The sequence below is a fragment of the Brucella sp. HL-2 genome (assembly GCF_025846885.2).
Lineage (GTDB): Bacteria > Pseudomonadota > Alphaproteobacteria > Rhizobiales > Rhizobiaceae > Brucella > Brucella quorumnocens.
This window is the reverse complement of sequence record NZ_JAOYTK010000005.1, coordinates 34,670-55,624: the sequence shown is the minus strand read 5'-3', so window position 1 is coordinate 55,624 and position 20,955 is coordinate 34,670. Positions and strand designations below refer to the sequence as shown.

The window sequence follows — 20,955 nt, the reverse complement described above, 5'->3', positions numbered from 1 at the left end:
CTCCCGTCAGGCATAGCCATGAAAGACGCATGATGAGCGAGACCACTATCCTGAGCATTGCAACGCTTCACGACCGCGTAGAAGCGATTTTTCGTAAAGCAGGTCTCAACGCTATACAGGCTGGAGCCGTCGCTCGTGTGATTGTTGCGGGTGAACGCGATCACTGCAAATCTCACGGCATATACCGTATCGAGGGTGCGCTTCGCACAGTCAAGGCCGGTAAGGTAAAAGCGGACGCAATTCCTGAAATCGTTACTCAGGAAGCCTCCAGTATCGTGCGCGTGAACGCAAATTACGGCTTCGCAAACCCTGCCTTCGAAATGGGTGTCCCAGCTCTGGCCGAACGTGCGCGCAAAAATGGCATTGCGGCACTCGTCATCAATGACTGCACGCATTTTTCTGCACTCTGGCCTGAAGTCGAAGCGCTGACAGCCGAAGGACTGGCCGCACTAGTCATGTGTCCGAGCTATGCAACCGTAGCACCAACTGGTGGGAACAAGCCGTTGCTCGGGACCAATCCTTTCGCATTTGGCTGGCCGCGTAAAGAAACATCGCCTTACGTTTTCGATTTTGCCACATCCGTTGCAGCGCGCGGCGAAATCGAACTGCATCGCCGTGCAGGCAAGCAACTACCTGAAGGCTGGGCGCTTGATGCTGAAGGCAATCCGACCACCGATCCTGAAACAGCGTTGGGGGGTGCCATGTTGCCATTTGGCGGTCATAAGGGTTCTGCGATCAGCACCATGGTTGAGTTGCTTGCCGCCATCATGATTGGCGACCTGACCAGCCCGGAAGTGCTTGACTTCCTCGGCACTACAACGCTTTCGCCAGTACACGGGGAACTTATTATAGCATTTTCACCTGAAGCATTCGCAAAAGGCCGCCCCGGCGACCCATTTGCCCGCGCGGAAAGCTTCTTCGAAGCAATTGTCGGTCAGGGCGCACGTCTGCCTTCGCAGCGCCGGTTCAAAGCGCGCGTTGAATCTGAAAGCGAGGGCATCAAGCTCACCAAGGCGGAAATCGATCAGCTTGATGTTCTCCTTGAAAAAGGCCTGGACGCAATTTCGTAACAAAGAAAAGCCCCGCTGAGCGGGGCTTTTCTTCACTGCTACGTCGGCGCTAACTTATCGCTCGCCCGACCCAGATCAAGATACATGCGCCGATGAAACCGGCCACCAGATAGCCGAGCCAGCCACCGAACGAGATGCCCAGAAAGCCAAAGATAAAGCTGGCAATTGCTGCGCCGATAATACCCAGAATGATGTTCATGAATATGCCAGTGTTGCTATTCATGAAGTTGGATGCAATCCAGCCCGCAAGACCGCCAATAATGATTGCAGCAATCCAGCCTACACCTGCTTCACCCATTTTAGTCTCCCTATCTAATTTGATGTATAAGGATATGTATCAGGCCACGGTTTCGACAAGGGGCTAGATCGCCGTGCAACCGACTTCTCAGCCAGCCAGCCGATTTGTAAGCGCTTGTTCTACACTTGCGCGTTCAGAGGGGGTTAAATCCAGTCTTTCGAACCGATCGTCAATCAGCACAGGCAACGTATTATCAGCGCGCACCGCGACAAGGCCGAAGGTCTCATCGCTTTTCTCATCATAATGAAGATAAGGCACTTCATGTTTTGCAAAGCTGGCAAGGACCGTTCTCCTCTTTGGGTGTGTCACCAAAGGCGTGTAGCCAAGTTTTACCCGCCCCATGCTCTCGTTGCGTGAGGTAATTTTTGCCCAGCATAGTTGCAGCATTGAGGCCGCTTTTGAGGCGGAGATGGAGCTTGCAATCAGAACAAAACGCTTGATGAAGAGGATGCAGGTGCCAATCATGATGCCAACAAGTAAGACGCCGACCGAAAGACGGTTCCAAAACTCATCCAGCGCAAGTGTGAGGGTTGCATTATTTGGGTTCGATTTTTGAACCACAACATCAGTTTCATAATCGCCGCTGGAGAGGCTGAGGAAGGAAAATTCTACGGACTTGAGTTTGTTTTCACCTTCATATCGGTAGGAGAGGGTCGCTTTGCACTCGGTGATCATTTTCTTGGTACGGCAGTTTCCGTCGAAAATAGTAGCATCCTCAATGATCAGTGGATCATTCTTGATGAGGTAATCAGCGTATAAGCCTGGTCCCCACGCAACGATGACAACAACAGATATGAGCGCGAAGATTATTGCCAGAAACAGCAGTTTCCATTTATCCGCAAAACCATGCTTTTTTACTTTGATCGGGCGGACAGGAAGGACACCAGACAAATCTGGCAATGTGTAATGATCACTCATAGATTTAACATCTTTAGTTATTGATAGGGGAGGATGTGTCATCTAGCGGAGCATTAGGTGGTGCTTAAATAGAATTATCGTCTTTCCAGTAACGTAAGGTTACGGCCCGTATATTTGAGAGAGTGGCCCCTCTTTCTAATAGGTGGTCAGTTGAGTCTTGTTCTCATAACAACACGCATATGTCGTCTGGTAAGCAGTTTTATCGGAACCAATATCCGACCGAACGCATTTTGATGGTGACAACCACGTCATAATGCCGTTCTGGAGAATCAATAATGCGTCGTATTATTCTAACTGCCGCTGCTGGTCTCGCAATGATTTCCTTCGCCAATGCACAAACCGCGACGATGACAGAGGAAACGCAAACGGAAGTATTTGTTACGGCGAAGCCCACCGATGTGCTCAGCTACAATCTGATTGGTCTTAGTATCCTGAATGGCGACAATACGAACATCGGCGAAATTAAAGATCTGATTATCTCGGAGGGCCAGCTAGCAGGATATATCGTGTCCGTAGGAGGGTTTTTGGGCGTGGGCGAGAAGTATGTTGTGGTGAGCCCTGAAGCTGTAGATATCACCTACTTCGATGATGAGAAAAAATGGTCTGCTGTGATGAACTCCACCAAGGAAGAAATTCAAAAAGCTCCAGAGTTCAAATATGAAGGCCGCTGGGCCAAGTAGCAATTCGCTCGGCCTGCGCAAAACACTATGCTTATTATGCTGAAAAACGAGTGGAACGGTTCTCTGTTTCGCTTGTTTTCTTCAGGGAGAGGCGGCTGTGTGAACCGAACACGACGGTACTAGAAAACACGGGGATTTTTTAGGTTTCTTCCCGTCGCCAACGAATTAGCAGCTGAGTTTTTGTCCCGCCAGACTGTCGCTTTTTTGTATTGATTCTTGATAAATTAATTATCGCCAACTCACAGTTTGACTAACGGATTGCGACGACCTACTGCGGAATTTTACTCATGGAATCTGCAATGAAATCCTATTTGATAAATCTTGATCGAAGTCAGGATAGGCTGGAGTTTATGGCCTCGGAGTTTGAGAGACATGGGATCCTGTTCGAGCGTGTTTCTGCTGTCGATGGCAGGCAGCTGTCTGATGTCGAGCGTAAATCTCTTGCTTCATTAAGTGAGCGATGGCCTGCACCCTTGTCGCCTGTTGAGATCGGGTGTTTTCTTTCGCATCGCCGTTGCTTAGAGCGAATCGCTACTGGAGAGGATGAGTTTGCAGTTATTTTTGAAGACGATGTCAGGCTGAGCCAAGGAGCAGCCCGGCTGTTATCGACGTCTGATTGGATTCCTGACGATGCGGATATCGTGAAAATTGAATCACATGGAGCGCAGGTGCTGATTTCGCGGACGGTAAAGCTAGAAGGACCGTATTCGATTGCGCGCCTGCTTTCGCGACATTTGCTATCTGCGGGCTACATCATTTCGCGAAAAGCAGCGCAGCGCCTACTCCCGCTGATGGAGAAGACGCCAGCACCTCTGGACCATTTTCTTTTTGATCCAGATGACGGGCCGTTTAGCAACATGATTGTCTATCAGTGTTCGCCCGCGATATGCAGACAAGCGGGCCTTGAAAGCACTCTTGGAGTAAGAGGGAAATCTAAAAAGCGTCCAACTTTATTCAGGCTGATCGGGCGTGAATTGCAGCGATCCATAAAGCGCAGCAAACGCAACATTGTAGGCGCTTGGACCAATATCACAGCCAATGGGAAATGGGGACCAGTTCCTGTCGACACTGATATCATATGATTCATGTGCGCTGGGCTTAGATCTCGCGCAACCTATTTCCGAAATTCACGAATATGAATTGACCCACATAGGCTGCGATAGCTGCTTTGAGCAGATCACCAGGCACGAACACTAGGTCTCCGACGAGAGCTGCCAACGGAGATAAGCCAACATAGACGATGAGCCAAGCGACACCGAATAGATGGTCGATGAGGACGCCTATTGTCGCTGCAAAGAAAAAGCCTACAAACGTTTTCCAGCCACCATTGGTACCTCGAGCTACTTTGTCGGAAATCCAGCCTGTCACAAATGCAGCTGGCAGGAAACCAACGAGATATCCAGCTGTTGGGCTTAGGAAAATACCGGGACCGCCTCGGCCTCCAGCCAGAACCGGTAGACCGATTGCAACGAGTGCGATCAGCAACAAGATCGAAAGTGCGCCTCCGCGTGCGCCAAGTACGACGCCAGCGAGCAAGACACCCAGGCTCTGTGCATGGATAGGGACAGGAACGAAGGTGAGCATAATCGGTGGTATCAAACCTAGCACCACGATGATTGCTGTAAATAGCGCGATCATAACCAAAGATCTCGTTTGCACGTCTTGCACCTTCTTGTTGCCGCATATTGTTGTCTAAGCGGCTATGCGTTTTTCGTGTCTGTGCTTAATTCTGTTTGCGCAGTTCATTGCGAATGCACCTGGCATCAATGGCATTCGCAATTTCGTTTGCACTTTGTAACGTGCCAATTACCATTGGTACAATCACCGTGGATAGCCGCATTTTCAGCCCCCGTGCGCGATGTGCCTCCGCCACTGATCTGTAGCGGGCGTTCACCTCGGGAACAAAGCGGATCACCAGCCCGATTGCCAGTCCGATATCGCGGGCATTACCTATGCCGATCGCCTCAAACGGTCGAGCGGCTTTGGTTATCGTGTCAATAAACTGACCAATCGACGTAGTGGCGGTAATCACGGCGGCAAAGAGGGTCAATGAGCCTAGCCGCATCAGAACAATGGAAGCTGCTTGAACACTATCTGCATAGGCGGTCCAAACGACAACTACACCAATCGTCAGGAGAAGCGGCCATGACTTTAGCCATTGGATAACAGCGGTTCGGCTCGAGACTAGCGAGCCAGCGACGACAAGTGAAGTTACAACTCCGAGATTTGCAGGAGATTTAAGGATAAACAGAACGACACTTAACCCGAAAAGGGCAATGAGCTTGACCGCTGGCGGTATTCGATGAACCGGCCCATCGCCGCGAACTTCATAAAAGTTCATGACGCGAGTGCCAGATAACGGGCAATCGTCTCGTCAGCTGGGCCGTCATCGATCAGCTTGCCTTGATGGAAGAGCAGTACGCGGTCGAAGCCTGAAAGCAGGGTTAGATCATGGCTGACCACGATAACGTTCTCTTGAAGATCACGAATAGTGCGCTCGACGATATTCCTGTTTCTCAAATCGAGCTGATTGGTTGGCTCGTCCATAATGACAATATCGGGAGATGTAACGAGAACTGAGGCGAGCGCTGCAAGCTGGAGTTCGCCACCGGATAGCTCATGTGCCCTGCGTTCTGCCAGATGCGTAATTCCGACACGGTCCAGTACGCTTGAGACTGCGACGGCTGTTTCCTGCTTGCTGAACCCACGCGATTGAAGACCCAATGCAATATCGTCTTTTATCAGCGGTAGCACGATTTGGTTGGCGGGGTTCTGGAAGATATAGCCAACAGCAGCGCGAACCTTCGCCCCATCACTCGCGGTATCGTGGCCATTTGTCACGACGCGGCCTGACGACGGAAGAACAAGCCCATTTACCATGCGCGAAAAGGTGCTCTTTCCTGAACCATTCAAGCCGATGATGCCGATACGTCGTTCCGAGAGCTCGAGCGAAAGCGGCTCCAGCACTACCTTATCGGCAAATTTCGCTTCAGCTCTATCAAACAGAATGTTCAACTTTTGATCCCACACAATGCGACTTTGCTTTGCCCTTCGCAGAAGTGGCGGTCAAGGCATTCTATGCAAAAACACATGGCTAAAGCTGGCTATAGAGTGTTGTAATAAAGGCCTTTAGGTATTCAGCTTTCCATTTCTGAGTTGCGCTACCTTTGCAAAAGTTTCAACAAAACGACGGTGGTTTCGTCGATTTGAATAAAATACTCCCACAAAATTTGTCACATCAAAGGCTTGAACGGTTGATCCATCAGTGGAACTCTGATCATCTTCTATGAAGGCGTGACTTAGGGAGGGGATCGCTGAATGTCTGTTGTAATGCCCGAATTGCGTGCTGATACCATTATTTATAACGGCACGATCTGGTGTGGATACGAAGAGGGCACGGTTGAAGCCCTGGCAATCTGGCAAGGCAAGGTACTTGCCGCTGGTAACAAAGATCAAATCTGGTCTCTCAAAGGCGACAAGACACAATTGATCGATCTGAAGGGGCGCTTTGCTACCCCGGGATTAAATGATTCTCACCTTCACCTGATATCAGTTGGGCTTACACTCAAATGGCTTGATGCGACGCCGAAGGCTGCGCCCACATTGGAAAGCCTGCTTGCTGCGATACGCGATATGGCCGCCTCCGTACCCCCAGGGACATGGATCAGGGCGCGTGGCTATGATCAGACCAAGCTCGATATAGGTCGTCATCCTCATAAATCAGAACTTGATGCTGTCGCTCCAAACCATCCAGTCATGCTGGTGCGTGCCTGCGGACACGTTTCGATCTTCAATTCGAAAGCTTTTGAACTGGCGGGTATTGATGAAAAATCACCTGTGCCAGATGGTGGTTTGATCGAACAGCAAAATGGCGTACTGACCGGAATGGTCGCCGAAAACGCACAGGGTGCGGTTCGAAAAGCGATCCCCAAAGCCACTACGGTAGAGATGATCGAGGCCATTGAGGCTGCTGGCAATCTGCTGCTTTCATATGGCATTACAAGCGTTATGGATGCAGCCGTCGGACAGGTTGCAGGGTTTGATGAAATTCGCGCTTACAATTTAGCGAAACTTCAGAAACGATTGCCGGTACGCACTTGGCTGGTGTTGCTGGGCGATCCTGGGCCGTCGATCGTACAAAAATGCTACGAGGCAGGACTGGTATCGGGCGCTGGCGACGATATGCTGACAGTTGGTGCTGTCAAAATATTTCTTGATGGTTCGGCAGGTGGGCGCACAGCATGGATGAGCAAGCCTTATCTAGGTGACGATAACAATATCGGCGTACAGATATTGCCTGATGCGGAACTGGAAGCCCTTGTCCTGGATGCCCATAAAAAAGGTTATCAGCTTGCATGTCACGCGATTGGCGATGCCGCCATCGGTCAGCTCATCACAGCCTATGAAAAGGCGCTTGCCGCTCATCCTGATCCTGATCGCCGCCACCGTATCGAGCATTGCGGCTTCTCTACGCCTGAACAGCATGAACGGATGAAAAAGGCCGGCATCTATCCGTGCCCGCAGCAGGTTTTCATCTACGACTTTGGCGATGCCTATATTTCAGTGCTCGGGGAAGAAAAGGCGTTGTCGAGCTACCCGCTCAAGACGTGGAAGGACCTCGGGTTCAAACCAGCAACAGGCAGCGATGCGCCGGTTTGCCATCCCAACCCTTACCCTAATATCTATTCGATGCTGACGCGCGAAACAGGTAAGGGAACGGTCATGGATGCGCGTGAGCGCGTTTCCATTGAAGAGGCACTCCAGGTCTATACCGAATATGGTGCATTTTCGCAAAAGCTCGAGAAGGTGAAGGGTAAACTTATACCGGGGCAGGCGGCCGATATCGCAGTCTTTTCGCGCAATATGCTCACGGCAAAACCAGCGGAAATTCTCAACGATACGCATTGCGTGCTCACCATTCGTGAAGGCGAAGTGGTGTTCGAACGTTCGTAGGGAGGCCAAGCAGCGAAGCTTTGGCCAATCTGCCTGAAACGTTCATTCGATAACAAAAACAAAGTAAAAAAGGGGACAACTATGAGAAAATTTACATTGCTTGCAGCGATGTCCGTTGCATTGATGGCGGGAACCGCAGCTTACGCTGCTGACGAGCCACGTTCTGGAGGCGTCATCAATTTTGTTGCGCCTTATGGGGACAGCTTCTCGACGCTGGATGTTCAATCGTCGCCAGCGACACAGGACGAATTTTACGCGAAAGCCATTCATCGCACGCTTTATGATTGGGATGCGGATCAGAACAAGCCTGTTTTGGGTCTCGCAACAGATGTGAGCGTTTCGGAAGATAAGCTCCTCTATACTTACAAGCTGCGTCAGGATGCATTTTTCCATGACGGTAAACCGCTGACAGCAGATGATATTATCTGGAGCTATACCCGGATAATGGACCCAAAGAAGGCATTCCCACCCGCGCGGTACATTGCGGAGATCAAGGGAGCGGAAGAATACACGCAGGGTAAGGCCAAGGAAATTTCCGGCCTGAAGAAGATCGATGATCATACGTTGGAAATCACACTCAAGCAGCCAATTGATCCCGGCTATCAGTTCATGCGCAACAATACTGCAATCTATCCAGCGGGTCAGGGCGACAGCGACGAATTCCAGCGGCATCCGATTGGTCTAGGACCTTACAAGTTTGCCCAGTATGTGCCGGGATCCCGTCTGACAGTTGAAAAGTGGGACAAATATTACGAAAAAGGCAAACCTTACGCCGACAAAATCAACATCATGATCATGGGGGATGCCTCCGCACGCGACGTTGCGTTCCGTAATAAGGAAATCGACGTGGCGGTGCTTGGACCGGCGCAATACACCGCCTATCTCGCGGACCCTGAGCTTTCCAAGAACATGGTCGAGGTTGCCGAGGTTTACACTCGCGCCGTCGGCTTTAACCCGGATTTCAAACCATTTCAGGATAAGCGCGTCCGTCAGGCGATCAATTACGCCATCGATAGTGATCTGATCATAAAGCGTCTGGTCAAAGACAAGGCTTACCGTGCGGTTGGTTGGCTGCCGAACTCATCACCTGCTTTTGACAAGGATGCGAAGCCATATCCATATGATCCTGAAAAGGCCAAGGCCTTGCTTGCAGAAGCTGGTTATCCAGACGGGTTTGAATTTGAGCTGACCGCAACACAGAATGAAAGCTGGGGTCTGACCATTGTTCAAGCTATTATTCCGATGCTGGACAAGGTCGGGATCAAGGTGAAAGCCAAGCCTGTGGAAGCGTCAGTGCTTGCTGATGTGGTTCCTGCCGGTAATTTCCAGGCCTATATGTGGTCGCTTGAAAGCGGCCCAGATGCCTTGACGGCAATGCAGTGTTTTTATTCGACGACACCGCAATCAGCATGCAACTACCAGAAGTTCGCTAATGCTGAATTCGATAAGATTGTCGATGAAGCAAAGCTGGCTAAAACCGAAGAAGAGAAAAACGAGCTTCTGAAGAAAGCCAACAATCTGTTGCAGGAAGAAGCACCAGTCTGGTTCTTCAACTACAATAAGGCCGTCATGGCACATCAGCCATGGCTACATGGTTTGCAGCCAAACTCGGCAGAGCTCGCGGTTCAGTCCTATGAAAAGCTTTGGGTGGACGACACGGTTCCGTCCGGTCGTTAGAGCGCGTTTCGATCTGATTGAATCAGATCGGTGCACTAACCGTTTGTTTTAGCGTGCATCTTTTCGAAAACCGTTTCATATTTTTCGGGATACGCTCTAATTCAAGCTGATCTGGATCGGCCCGCTCGTTTCCGGGCGGGCCACTGATCCCCTTTGCTCCAGCGTGTTTCACGCTGATCCGAAAGGAGGACCGTGTGCTCTATTTTATTGTGCGCCGCGTTTTGCAGATGATACCGACAATTATTGCGGTATCACTGCTGATCTTTGTCATTTTCAGTGTTGTTCCTGGAAGCATCGCGACCAGCCTTGTTGCCAATGGCAAGGGTATGAATGACCCGAAAATGGTTGAAAAAATCACACAGGAGTTTGGGCTCGACAAGCCCGTTCATGTGCGGTTTGGCAACTATTTGGTTCAGTTGGCACAATTCGATCTTGGCACCTCCTACCGGTCAAGGCAGCCGGTTGTTTCGCTCATTCAGGAACGTATGTGGCCGACGCTTAAACTAGCCTTTGCTGCCATGGGCTTTGCTATTCTGCTCGGTGTGCCACTCGGGTTTCTGGCAGCGCTCAAGCCCGGAAGCATTCTTGACAGCGTAACGATGATAAGCGCGGTGTCCGGCCTCTCGCTGCCGCAGTTCTGGCTTGGCTTGCTTGCCATGTACCTCTTCGCTCTGACGCTCGGGTGGCTGCCAAGTTTTGGCTATGGAGATGGCGGCATACGCAACATCATCCTGCCGGCTCTTACATTGGGCGTTGCACCACTTGCATTGCTGGCACGGACGACACGTGCGGCAGTGCTTGAAGTCATGGGTGCCGATTTCATCCGCACTGCACGTTCGAAAGGCATGAACAGTTTTCGCCTTGTGAAGTGGCATGTCATGCGCAATGCGCTGGTGCTGATCATCACGACCATTGGCCTGCAGTTCGGGTCGATGATGGGGCAGGCCGTAGTGGTTGAGAAGCTGTTCTCCTGGCCGGGGCTCGGTTCGTTGCTTATCGACAGTGTTTCGATGCGTGACATTCCTGTTGTTCAGGGGGCAATTCTCGTGATTGTATTGTGGTTTCTCACCATCAATACGATCGTTGACATCCTCTACGCGGTCATTGATCCGCGCATAAGCCACGAGTAAGCCCATGAAACTCCGTTTCAATCTCGTATTCGGCGGCCTTGTATGCGCTATCATTATGACGGCTGCAGTGTTTGCGCCGCTACTGGCCCATTATAATCCGGTTCTCGATGCTGACCTGATGAATGCAGAACTGCCTCCAGACGCGCAGTTCTGGTTCGGCACTGATGCGCAAGGGCGCGACGTCTATTCTCGTATCCTTTATGGTGCGCAGGTCTCTTTGACCGTCGGTGTCGTATCGCAGTGCATCAACACAGTTATCGGGCTCTGCTTTGGCATTTCGGCCGGCTATTTTGGTGGCTGGTGGGATGATTTCGTGAACGGCCTCACCAATCTGATGCTGGCTATACCTTCGCTGATTTTTGCTCTGGCGATCATGGCAGTTCTCGGACCCGGTCTGCCGAGCCTCCTGCTTGCACTCGGTTTGACGAACTGGTCATGGACATGCCGCATTGCGCGTAGCTCAACGCTATCGCTTAAAAAGCAAGGCTATATTCAGGCGGCGAAGATGCTTGGCTACAGCGATGTTCGCATCATGATCACACAGATTGTGCCGAATATGATCGGACCAATCCTCGTCATCGGTACGCTTGGTATGGGCGACGCCATTCTGGCGGAAGCCGCACTTTCTTACCTTGGCCTCGGTATCAGTCCCCCAGAACCAAGCTGGGGTAATATGCTCACCGATGCACGTGAGCTGATTGTCAGCGCGCCATGGGCGGCAATTTTTCCCGGCCTTGCCATCTTTTTTACCGTGCTTGGGCTCAATCTTTTCGGTGATGGCCTGCGTGATTGGCTCGACCCGCATATGAGGACGCGTAAGGTATGAGTGAAAAAGCACTTCTCGAGGTGGAAAACCTTCGCATCGACATCGCTTCGGGTTCCGTCCGACATAACGTGGTCGAAGACGTGTCCTTTACAATTGGCGCTGGTGAAACATTTGGTCTTGTTGGAGAGTCCGGGTGCGGAAAGAGCATAACCGCTCTGTCGATGATTGGACTGTTGCGCAAGCCACTTTTGGTCACAGGGGGCGCGATCCGGTTCAAAGGGCAGGATCTGCAATCCATGTCATCGCGCGACATACGAAAGCTGCGTGGCAATCGGATCGCGATGATCTTTCAGGAGCCGATGACAGCTCTTAACCCTTTGTCTCCTGTTGGTCGGCAAATCGCAGAAATGTTCGTACTGCATCAGGGCGCAACATGGCATGAGGCCGAGCAAAAGGCAGTCGAAGCGCTGGGCAGCGTTCAGGTTCCTGCGCCTGAGCAACGCGTGAAGAACTATCCGCACCAGATGTCAGGCGGTATGCGCCAGCGCGTGATGATCGCCATCGCGCTGGCCTGTAACCCTGATCTATTGATTGCGGACGAGCCCACGACCGCGCTCGACGTGACTGTTCAGGCAGAAATTCTGCGTCTGATGCAGGAACTTTGCACAGCACGAGGCACTTCGGTGCTTATGATTAGTCACGATCTTGGTGTCATTGCCAAGATGTGCCGGCGCGTGGGGGTCATGTATGCGGGACATCTTGTCGAAGAAAGAGTAACCGCAGGCCTCTTTCATCATCCGACGCATCCTTATGCCCATGGTCTTCTTGCCTCGCTTCCACAGCTTGGCTCCCGCCAGAAGGAAGGTCAGCGCCAATTGCAGGAAATCGAAGGTGTTGTTCCCTCAATTTCGGCATTCCCGCAAGGTTGCAGGTTTGAGCCACGCTGTACGCGCGCGACAGACATCTGCCGGGCTGAAAAACCCGGATGGACGCCGTTGCAAGATGCAGGCTCAGTGAGGTGCTTTCATCATGAATGACATGCATTCGACAAAATTTGCAGAGCCTTTGGTCAGTATTGATGATCTTAGTGTTCACTTTCCTATAAGTAGCGGCATATTCAGCCGGTCGACACAATTGCTGCGTGCTGTCAACAATCTCAGTCTTACCTTGAACAAAGGTGAGTGCCTGTCCATTGTCGGAGAATCCGGCTGCGGCAAATCCACACTCGCACTCTCCATTGTTGGCTTGCAGAAGCCAACGAGCGGGCAAATTTACTTTGAAGGAAGACCTATCACAGACAGGGATGAGCCTTCACGATTAGAGCGCGCGAAAATGGCGCAAATGGTTTTTCAGGACCCTTTCGCTTCTCTTAATCCGCGTCAGACGGTTTATACGTCGCTTGCTGCCCCGTTGCGGCTTCATGGAGTGAAGTCTCGCAGCGAAGTGGATGGACGTGTTGACGAAATCTTGCGTCTTGTCGGCCTGAAACCAGAGCAGGCAAAGCGTTACCCACATGAGTTTTCAGGCGGCCAGCGCCAGCGTATCGGGATAGCGCGTGCTCTGCTGCTTAATCCGAAAGTTATCGTGCTTGATGAACCCGTTTCCGCACTTGATGTTTCTATCCGCGCGCAGATCATAAACCTGCTGCTGGAACTTAAAGATCGGCTGGGCTTGTCCTATATTATGATCAGTCATGATCTGAGCGTCGTGGAGCACATGAGCGACCGTGTGGCTGTGATGTATTTCGGGCAGATTGTTGAAAGCGGTCCATGGGACCGGATATTTTCAAACCCGACGCATCCCTACACACGCCGACTGATATCGGCCATTCCAGATCCTATGACAGAATTGTCGGGTGCGCCTCTGATTGATGAAAGAAGTCCGCCTCAAGCGCCAGAAGGCTTCGGGTTTTATCCAGAAAGTTTTGGCACTCATGATGTGCATCAGTTGCCTCCGATCACGCAATTGGTCGACATCGGTGGTGGTCAGAGCGTTCGCGTCATTCAGAAAGCATAAAAGCGCTGGTGGGCCAGCGCTTTCGTCAGTTTTGGTGAGATACGGCCTCTAACGACCTCCATCTCTTTAAGCTTCAGTCAGCCGTGATTATTTGCGCAATTCAGCTTCGATGTCGTCGAATGCTTTATCTTTGCCGATGCCGGTCAGGAAGGGTAGGCCCTTGATGACCGGCTTGGTAACTGAAGCCGAAATAGGCGTTGTGGAGACGATGAAATCCACATTGTCGGCAAGAGAAGGAACTTCCGTTGCTTTTGCCTGTTGAGCATTGAAGGTCAGCCCACGCTTTTTCATTTCTTCGGTAACGGCTGCATTCACTGCCGTAGATGTCGCAACACCTGTGCCGCAAGCGAAGAGAATTGTTTTCATTTTAGCCATGGTTTCCTCCAATTGGTGTTCGTGCATTCAATGAAATGCGCAAATATCGTATTTTTCTTGTCTCGAATTCAGTTGTAAAGACCTGCGCCCGTAGGATGATTAGTCGTTATTGCAGTGCGGCCTCAACGTCTTGAATCGTGCGCGCTGCTTTCAACCTGTCGAGCGCATCAGCATCCTGAATGGTTGCCATGATCTGCTGCAAAGTCTCAATCTGTTTGTCCTTGTCATTGATGGCAAGCAAAAACACATATCCAACCGGGACAGCTTCTTCCGGATCTTCCATATTGGCAAACTGGATAGGCGATTTCAGTGTCGCGAATGCAATACCAGCCTTGATTACATGCTCAGGATCGGTGTGAGGCACTGCAACGTTATCGTCCCGCTCAAGCGGCAATCCTGTCGGCATTATCAATTCGCGGCTGACGACAGCGTCGGTATAGCTTGGCTTGACATAACCCAGCTTCTCCAGCTTGCCAGCCAATATCCGGATAATCTCTTCGTTGGTTTTCGCTTCGCTCTGAAGCTCAATCGCTTGTGGGTCGAGATAATCAATCAGACCAGCAGCCATTCCATTCTCCGTTTGAAAAAGACCGCACGCCGAGATCGACGTGCGGCTTAGATTATATTGCAAAGGTAATTTCCACTGTTAGGTGGTTATCTCGTCCGCAGGTTCATCCTCTGCACCGGCCGCGCGTTCCCACGCCAATGTATTGCGGCGATAGAGCATGAAAAGTGCAGCAATAACAACGGCTATCACAGCGATACCAATAGCACCAAGCCACTGGATAGCTGAGATAATGATGTAAGGCACCCACAGGAATCCATCCACCACTGAAGTAATCTGCAGAGCGTTTTCAGGCAGCTTGAAGCCCGATGCAACTGCGGCACTGGTGAACAGTGGTGCAAGTGCATTGGCAACATAGAAGCCGATAGCCAAAGTGATCGTGCCCACCACGACCATGCGGAACACGTTTCCTTTCAGAAGCGGTGCAGTCATGGCAACGATGAACGGAATCACAGCGAGATCGGCAAACAGGATCACGCGGTTGCCCGGCAAGATCACCGACAGAATAATCGCAATCGGCACCAAGATCAGCGACGACGAGATTGCCGCCGGATGGCCGATGAGGATCGCAGAATCGAGACCGACAAGAAGTTCACGGTCGCCAGTACGTTTACGCACGAATTCCTGCGCCGCATCAGATACTGGCAACAGGCCTTCCATGAGGATTTTTACCATGCGTGGCAGAAGCAGCATAACAGCTGCAAGCGTCATGCCTGTGCCGAGAACCTTGGCGAGGATTGTGCCGAAATCGCCAGCATTGTAAAAAGCGATAAGACCAAGCACCAGACCGATAATCAGACCAAGAACAACAGGCTCGCCAAACACACCGAAGCGACGTTCAATGGTTTCGGTGCTGATATTGATTTTGTTGATGCCAGGGATGCGATCCATGATCCAGTTGAGCACGATGGCAATTGGCAGAATTTGTGCCGAAGCCAGATGCGGTACGGAAACCCCGGGTATGCCGTAGAATTGCTGAACAGCGCGCGCCGACCAGTCCGCAAACAACAAGGACAGTGCCGCAACCATTGCTGCAACGATGATGCCGTAAGCAAGGTTATCGGTTGCCGCAACAACTAGCGAGCCTACGAAAGCAAAATGCCAGAAGTTCCAAACGTCCACATTCAGTGTGCGCGTCCAGCGCAGCAGCAGAAGAACGATGTTGACCAGTATGCCGACCGGGATAACCCAGAGACCCACGGATGAACCAAAGGCAATTGCCGCAGCGGATGGCCAGCCAACATCAACGATGTCGCGCTTAATGCCGGTGTTGGTCACAATGGCTTGAGCCACTTCACCGATAGAGGTGAACATAAGGCCGAGTACCAGATTAATACCGATGAAAGCGACGCCAATGGTTATGGCGGCGCGAAAGGCTTTGCCAACTTTTGCCCCGAGTATCACTGCAATAATGAAAATTACGACAGGCAACAGGACTGTTGCCCCAAGCGTATCGACTGCCGTTTTTAGTCCGCTCAGAAATGCGTCCATTCTAATCTCCTCCCCCCGGACACTTCCAAAGTGCGCCGAGCTCACAGAACGCCATTATTAGCTCGCACGTATCGACTGTTCAAAATGAGAATTGGGCGAAACGGCAGAACATTTGTATTCTATAGCAAACTAAAGTTGAATAACAAGATGGCATTTCGAGGAGGGTTGATGTCGCATAGAATGAACACTGGTATTGACTTAGAAACAAATGTTCATTAATTGATAGGTTATCAGAGGAGACTGCAAAAGTTTCGCAAGGACGTTCAGGAGGAAACGATGGCAACCAACGTGGCGTTGACAGGTTTGGCGCGTGATATGCAGGCCCGGGCGGATAGTGGGCGACCAATTCGCATCGGACTGATTGGCTCAGGCGAAATGGGCACCGATATCGTCACACGCGTTGCGCATATGCCGGGTATCGAAGTTGGTGCTATCTCCGAACTGCGCGTTCCAAACGCCCTTAAAGCTGTCGATATCGCCTTTCAGGAAGAAGGTCATGGTCGTGAGGTTTCCACGGCTTCTGATCTCACCGCTGCGATGGAAGCGCATAAGGTTGCCGTAACCGATAATGCTAATCTGATTCTTGAGAACGATCTTATCGATGTTGTGATCGACGCGACGGGTGTTCCGGCTGTCGGTGCTGAAATCGGTCTTCGTGCAATGGAACATGGCAAGCATCTTGTCATGATGAATGTCGAAGCTGACGTCACCATCGGCGCTTATCTGAAAGCCGAAGCGGAACGTCTTGGCGTGACCTATTCGCTGGGCGCAGGTGATGAACCGTCATCCTGTATGGAACTGATCGAGTTTGTGACCGCAATGGGCCACCCGATTGTGGCTGCTGGCAAGGGTAAGAATAACCCGCTCAACATCGACGCTATTCCAGACGAGTATCTGGAAGAAGCAACGCGCCGTAATATGAACGTGCGTATGTTGGTTGAATTCGTCGATGGTTCAAAGACCATGGTCGAAATGGCTGCCATCGCCAATGCTACCGGACTGGTCCCCGATAAAGCCGGCATGCATGGCCCTGCAGCAACGCTTGATCAGCTTAATAAGACCCTGATCCCCGAGAAAGACGGCGGCGTGCTGTCGAAGGTCGGTGTCGTTGATTATTCGATTGGCAAGGGCGTTGCTCCCGGCGTCTTCGTTGTTGCTGACATGTCCCATCCGCGCATTTCCGAACGCATGGAAGATTTGAAGATGGGGAAGGGGCCATACTTCACATTCCATCGTCCATATCACCTGACTTCTCTTGAAGTGCCACTCACCTGTGCGCGCGTCGTGCTTTACGGAAAGCCGGACATGGTTCCACTTTCAACGCCTGTCGCTGAAGTGGCTGCCGTTGCCAAGAAGGACATGCAGCCCGGCGAAAAGCTCGATGCCATTGGCGAATATTGCTACCGCGCCTGGATAATGACCACCGGCGAGGCACTTAGTGCTCACGCCATTCCTTGCGGCCTTCTGCAGGGTGGCAGTGTAACCAAGCCGATCAAGAAGGGTGAACTCATCACTTACGATAATGCTGCAGTCGCCCCCGGTTCCAAGATTGCTGAACTGCGCGCGCGTCAAGACAAGCTCGTTTACGGAGCGTGAGGACAAAAAACCATGGTTCAAGCCAAAAAAGTCGAACCGCAGGATACGGGTGACCGTCACAACTTGCCTTATGCTTTCCGTACTTACTCCCCGGATCAGCTTAAGGAAGCGCTGCATAAAATGTATCTCATCCGCCGCTTTGAAGAGGGTGCGGAAGAAAGCTACACACGCGGTCTTATTCACGGAACGATGCATCTGTCCATCGGGCAGGAAGCTAGTGCGATGGGCTCGTGCCTGCCGCTGAATGATGACGACATGATCACCTCGACTCATCGTGGTCATGGTCATTGCATCGCCAAGGGGGCGGACGTGAAGCGCATGTTTGCCGAGTTTTTCGGCAAGGAAACCGGCTATTGCAAAGGCCGGGGCGGCTCGATGCACATTGCTGACGTGTCCAAGGGTAATCTTGGTGCAAATGGCATTGTCGGCGGTGGTATTCCGATTGCTGTCGGTGCAGCACTCTCTGCCAAGAAGCAGAAAAATGGCAAGGTTGTCGTGTCGTTTTTTGGTGACGGTGCGAATAATGAGGGCGCGTTTCATGAAGCACTCAATATGGCCTCCGTCTGGAAGCTCCCGGTCGTTTTCATCTGCGAAAACAATGGCTACGGCATGTCGACGTCGACGAAGCGGTCGACTGCGGTTGCAAACGTGGCTGACCGTGCCTCGGCCTATAATATGCCAGGCGTAATTGTCGACGGAAACAACCTGTCGGAAGTGGCAGAGGCCGTCAATAACGCCACAGAACGCGCACGGCGCGGTGATGGGCCAACGCTGATTGAAAATAAGACTTACCGCATCAGGGGGCATTCCAAGAGCGACCGCAACCGCTATCGCACCAAGGAAGAAATTGAACATTGGCAGAATGATCGCGATCCGATTGCGCATTTTGAGGCTGATATGAAGGCTTACGGCTTCATCAATGATGCCGAGATCGAGGCAATACGTGCTGAGGTCGAGAAGGAAATCGCTGACGCGATTGAATTCGCCAAGAACAGCCCTGCGCCTGATTTGACCAACCTGACCCGCGACGTTTACACGGACGATATTTGAACATGGACACGACAATCCGTGAGTTGAGCTATTCGCAAGCCATCCAGGAAGCTATGGCAATTGCCATGGAGCGCGACGAACGCGTGTTTCTTATGGGTGAAGACATTGGCGTCTATGGCGGCGCATTTCAGGTGACCGGTGATTTGGTCCATCGCTTTGGCGAAGACCGCGTTATGGATACACCGATTTCTGAACTCGGCGGCGCCGGCGTTGCCGTTGGTGCGGCACTTACCGGCATGCGTCCGATCTTTGAATTCCAGTTCTCTGACTTTGCCGCTTTGGCGATGGAGCAGATAGTCAATCAGGCCGCAAAAATCCGCTATATGCTTGGTGGCGCGGTCTCGGTTCCGCTGGTCATGCGTTTTCCAGCGGGTTCGGGAACGGGCGCTGCGGCGCAGCACAGCCAGAGCCTTGAAGCATGGCTGGGCCATGTTCCCGGCCTCAAGGTTCTGCAGCCGTCAACGCCCTATGATGCAAAAGGCATGTTACTTGCAGCCGTTGAAGATCCTGATCCAGTCATGATTTTCGAGCACAAGCTCCTCTATAAGACCAAGGGTCCCGTACCTGAAGGATTCTACACTGTGCCGATCGGCAAGGCCGATGTGGTGCGCGAAGGCCGCGATCTTACCATCGTCGCCACCGCAATCATGGTTCATAAGGCGCTTGATGCTGCCGCAGAACTCGCCAAAGAAGGCATTGATGTTGAAGTGATTGATCTGCGCACCGTGCGTCCGATTGATCGTGAAACCATCATTAAAAGCGTGAAGAAGACTTCCAAGCTTCTATGCGTTTATGAAGCGGTCAAGACACTTGGTATTGGTGCTGAAATCTCCGCGATCATCGCAGAAAGCGATGCTTTTGATTATCTTGATGCACCGATTGTGCGTCTTGGCGGGGCGGAAACTCCAATTCCGTATAATCCCGACCTTGAACGCGCAACCGTTCCACAGGTGCCTGATATCTTGAAAAGCGCGCGTGATCTGGCTAAGGGAGTACGCTGACCATGGCTGTGGAAGTCATTCTCCCCAAGGTCGATATGGATATGGAGACGGGGCAGATTTCGCGCTGGTACGCCAAAGATGGCGATACTGTCACGAAGGGCCAGCTTCTCTTTGAAATTGAGACTGACAAGGCTGCGATGGAAGTCGATGCTCCGGCATCAGGAACTATTGCGGATATCAGTGCCGTGGAAGGCGCTGTTGTGCCGGTTGGCCAGACTGTCGCCTGGATTTATGATGAAGGCGAAGAGCGAGTTGGGACTTCAGCACCTGTTGTCGAAGAGAAGCCTGTTCCAGCTTCCGTCAACACTGTCATTGAACCAGCCGTCCAACAACAAGTTGAGCCTAAGTCCTCCCAAAATGATGCAGTTGACTCGGCTGATGGTGTACGGGCAACGCCGCTTGCACGTCGCCTTGCGCGTGAAGCGGGCGTTGATCTTGCAAGTGTCTTGGGTTCTGGACCCAAAGGTCGTGTCCAGAAAAAGGACGTTGAAAGCAATGTCGCCGTCACAAAGCCGTTGGCTGCAAAGACTAAATCGTCTGTACGCACAAACACAGATGGTGCTGCCATTGGTCAGTTAAGCGCAGTCTGGTTGCGTGAGGGTGAGGCCAATCGCTTGCCGATTGTTTTGATCCACGGCTTTGCGGCTGACCTCAACTCATGGCGTGGATTGTTTGCCGGGGCATCGCTCGGTCATCCGATATTGGCACTTGATCTTCCGGGACACGGCAATTCACCACGTGTCGTTCCTGAAAGCATAGATGACATTGCCGCTGCCGTCGAAACGACGCTTGCGGCCTTCGGTGTGACGTCATGTCTATTGGTAGGTCACTCGCTTGGCGGAGCAGTTGCCACAGTCACCGCTGCGCGTGGTGTTGTTGATGTGCGTTCTCTACTGCTGATTTCTTCAGGTGGTTTGGGGCCGCAGGTCAATGGTGCGTTCATAAAGGGTCTTATCGGCGCGAAAAGCGAAGCAAGCATCGTTCCCTGGTTGAAGCTGCTCGTTGCCGATGAGAGTCATCTGACGAAGCCATTCATTAATGCAACGGTTGCGCAAGCTTCCGACGCAGAATTGCGCACTACGCAAGGCGCGATTGGCGACAGGTTCTTCGCGGATGGCACGCAGACTTTTGAGGTTCGTTCAAGCATTACGTCGCTGGCTATACCGGTGCGGCTCATCTTCGGGGCAGAGGATCGGGTTATTCCCGTTGCCCATGCACACGGCTTGCCAGGAAAAGTGGGCATCCACATTTTTGCAGGATGTGGACATATGCCACAAATTGAAGAGCGCGGTGCTGTGCTGCAAATCCTTAAAGAGTGCGCAATGGCTGCCAATTGATGCTTAGTTGCGGTGATTGGAAAAGAAAGCAC

The 20,955-nt window shown here is 51.8% G+C and carries 21 protein-coding genes; 13 read left to right on the top strand and 8 right to left on the bottom strand.

Annotated elements, in window-relative coordinates:
* The first annotated feature begins 32 nt into the window (after window positions 1-32).
* Window positions 33-1,070 (top strand): Ldh family oxidoreductase, encoded by a 1,038-nt coding sequence (locus tag OIV19_RS09345; RefSeq protein WP_264231532.1) that lies wholly within the window; start codon window positions 33-35, stop codon window positions 1,068-1,070.
* A gap of 49 nt (window positions 1,071-1,119) precedes the next feature.
* On the opposite strand, the gene OIV19_RS09340 is transcribed toward OIV19_RS09345, so the two are convergent.
* Window positions 1,120-1,368: a GlsB/YeaQ/YmgE family stress response membrane protein gene (locus OIV19_RS09340; RefSeq protein ID WP_095444706.1), complete on the bottom strand. Its 249-nt coding sequence runs from the start codon at window positions 1,366-1,368 to the stop codon at window positions 1,120-1,122.
* Between the two features lie 87 nt (window positions 1,369-1,455).
* The gene (locus OIV19_RS09335) at window positions 1,456-2,328 is read right to left on the bottom strand and encodes a hypothetical protein (protein ID WP_264231412.1); all 873 of its coding nucleotides are present in this window, start codon (window positions 2,326-2,328) and stop codon (window positions 1,456-1,458) included.
* A 233-nt stretch (window positions 2,329-2,561) separates the two neighbouring features.
* Here OIV19_RS09335 and OIV19_RS09330 point away from each other — a divergent pair, with 233 nt between their 5' ends.
* Together OIV19_RS09330 and OIV19_RS09325 are read left to right on the top strand one after the other, a co-directional pair.
* A complete protein-coding gene (locus tag OIV19_RS09330; RefSeq protein ID WP_151091765.1) occupies window positions 2,562-2,966 on the top strand; it encodes a PRC-barrel domain-containing protein in 405 nt (134 codons plus the stop codon).
* Between the two features lie 299 nt (window positions 2,967-3,265).
* Complete coding sequence (locus OIV19_RS09325) at window positions 3,266-4,048, top strand: glycosyltransferase family 25 protein (RefSeq protein ID WP_264231411.1); 783 nt, start codon at window positions 3,266-3,268, stop codon at window positions 4,046-4,048.
* Window positions 4,049-4,064: 16 nt separating this feature from the next.
* Here OIV19_RS09325 and OIV19_RS09320 read toward each other — a convergent pair whose 3' ends face one another.
* From OIV19_RS09320 to OIV19_RS09310, 3 genes are all read right to left on the bottom strand, one after another.
* Window positions 4,065-4,625 (bottom strand): biotin transporter BioY, encoded by a 561-nt coding sequence (locus OIV19_RS09320; RefSeq protein ID WP_498831037.1) that lies wholly within the window; start codon window positions 4,623-4,625, stop codon window positions 4,065-4,067.
* 64 nt (window positions 4,626-4,689) lie between these two features.
* A complete protein-coding gene (locus OIV19_RS09315) occupies window positions 4,690-5,307 on the bottom strand; it encodes an energy-coupling factor transporter transmembrane component T (protein ID WP_264231409.1) in 618 nt (205 codons plus the stop codon).
* Complete coding sequence (locus OIV19_RS09310) at window positions 5,304-5,981, bottom strand: ABC transporter ATP-binding protein (protein ID WP_264231408.1); 678 nt, start codon at window positions 5,979-5,981, stop codon at window positions 5,304-5,306. Before OIV19_RS09310 ends, OIV19_RS09315 begins: the two co-directional genes overlap by 4 nt.
* Window positions 5,982-6,296: 315 nt before the next feature.
* On the opposite strand from OIV19_RS09310, the gene OIV19_RS09305 reads away from it, so the two are divergent.
* The 6 genes from OIV19_RS09305 to OIV19_RS09280 all read left to right on the top strand — a co-directional run bounded on the left by OIV19_RS09305 (window position 6,297) and on the right by OIV19_RS09280 (window position 13,508).
* The gene (locus tag OIV19_RS09305) at window positions 6,297-7,919 is read left to right on the top strand and encodes an amidohydrolase (protein ID WP_498831040.1); all 1,623 of its coding nucleotides are present in this window, start codon (window positions 6,297-6,299) and stop codon (window positions 7,917-7,919) included.
* Between the two features lie 81 nt (window positions 7,920-8,000).
* A complete protein-coding gene (locus tag OIV19_RS09300; RefSeq protein ID WP_264231406.1) occupies window positions 8,001-9,596 on the top strand; it encodes an ABC transporter substrate-binding protein in 1,596 nt (531 codons plus the stop codon).
* Window positions 9,597-9,790: 194 nt separating this feature from the next.
* Window positions 9,791-10,726, top strand: a complete 936-nt coding sequence (locus tag OIV19_RS09295; RefSeq protein ID WP_264231405.1) for an ABC transporter permease — start codon at window positions 9,791-9,793, stop codon at window positions 10,724-10,726.
* 4 nt (window positions 10,727-10,730) lie between these two features.
* Window positions 10,731-11,552, top strand: coding sequence for an ABC transporter permease (locus tag OIV19_RS09290; protein WP_151091748.1), 822 nt, complete (start codon window positions 10,731-10,733; stop codon window positions 11,550-11,552).
* Window positions 11,549-12,529: an ABC transporter ATP-binding protein gene (locus OIV19_RS09285; RefSeq protein WP_151091746.1), complete on the top strand. Its 981-nt coding sequence runs from the start codon at window positions 11,549-11,551 to the stop codon at window positions 12,527-12,529. Before OIV19_RS09290 ends, OIV19_RS09285 begins: the two co-directional genes overlap by 4 nt.
* Entirely contained in the window at window positions 12,522-13,508 is a 987-nt protein-coding gene (locus tag OIV19_RS09280) for an ATP-binding cassette domain-containing protein (protein WP_264231404.1), read from the top strand. Before OIV19_RS09285 ends, OIV19_RS09280 begins: the two co-directional genes overlap by 8 nt.
* Before the next feature lie 87 nt (window positions 13,509-13,595).
* Here the strand turns inward: OIV19_RS09280 and OIV19_RS09275 are convergent, their stop codons facing one another.
* The 3 genes from OIV19_RS09275 to OIV19_RS09265 all read right to left on the bottom strand — a co-directional run bounded on the left by OIV19_RS09275 (window position 13,596) and on the right by OIV19_RS09265 (window position 15,939).
* Window positions 13,596-13,883 carry a PTS sugar transporter subunit IIB gene (locus tag OIV19_RS09275; protein ID WP_024896488.1) on the bottom strand — a complete coding sequence of 96 codons (288 nt, stop codon included), beginning with the start codon at window positions 13,881-13,883 and terminating at the stop codon, window positions 13,596-13,598.
* Between the two features lie 106 nt (window positions 13,884-13,989).
* Complete coding sequence (locus OIV19_RS09270; protein ID WP_264231403.1) at window positions 13,990-14,451, bottom strand: PTS sugar transporter subunit IIA; 462 nt, start codon at window positions 14,449-14,451, stop codon at window positions 13,990-13,992.
* A 78-nt stretch (window positions 14,452-14,529) separates the two neighbouring features.
* Window positions 14,530-15,939, bottom strand: coding sequence for a PTS galactitol transporter subunit IIC (locus tag OIV19_RS09265; protein ID WP_151091740.1), 1,410 nt, complete (start codon window positions 15,937-15,939; stop codon window positions 14,530-14,532).
* Window positions 15,940-16,215: 276 nt separating this feature from the next.
* Between OIV19_RS09265 and OIV19_RS09260 the strand changes: the two genes are divergently transcribed.
* Genes OIV19_RS09260 through OIV19_RS09245 form a run of 4 tightly spaced genes read left to right on the top strand, consistent with a single transcriptional unit; the run spans window position 16,216 to window position 20,923 of the window.
* On the top strand, window positions 16,216-17,535 hold the full coding sequence (locus tag OIV19_RS09260; protein ID WP_264231402.1) for an NAD(P)H-dependent oxidoreductase: 1,320 nt from the start codon (window positions 16,216-16,218) through the stop codon (window positions 17,533-17,535).
* A 12-nt stretch (window positions 17,536-17,547) separates the two neighbouring features.
* Window positions 17,548-18,585 carry a thiamine pyrophosphate-dependent dehydrogenase E1 component subunit alpha gene (locus OIV19_RS09255; protein ID WP_151091735.1) on the top strand — a complete coding sequence of 346 codons (1,038 nt, stop codon included), beginning with the start codon at window positions 17,548-17,550 and terminating at the stop codon, window positions 18,583-18,585.
* A 2-nt stretch (window positions 18,586-18,587) separates the two neighbouring features.
* On the top strand, window positions 18,588-19,586 hold the full coding sequence (locus OIV19_RS09250; RefSeq protein WP_151091733.1) for an alpha-ketoacid dehydrogenase subunit beta: 999 nt from the start codon (window positions 18,588-18,590) through the stop codon (window positions 19,584-19,586).
* 2 nt (window positions 19,587-19,588) lie between these two features.
* A complete protein-coding gene (locus OIV19_RS09245; RefSeq protein ID WP_264231401.1) occupies window positions 19,589-20,923 on the top strand; it encodes an acetoin dehydrogenase dihydrolipoyllysine-residue acetyltransferase subunit in 1,335 nt (444 codons plus the stop codon).
* Window positions 20,924-20,955: the final 32 nt, after the last annotated feature.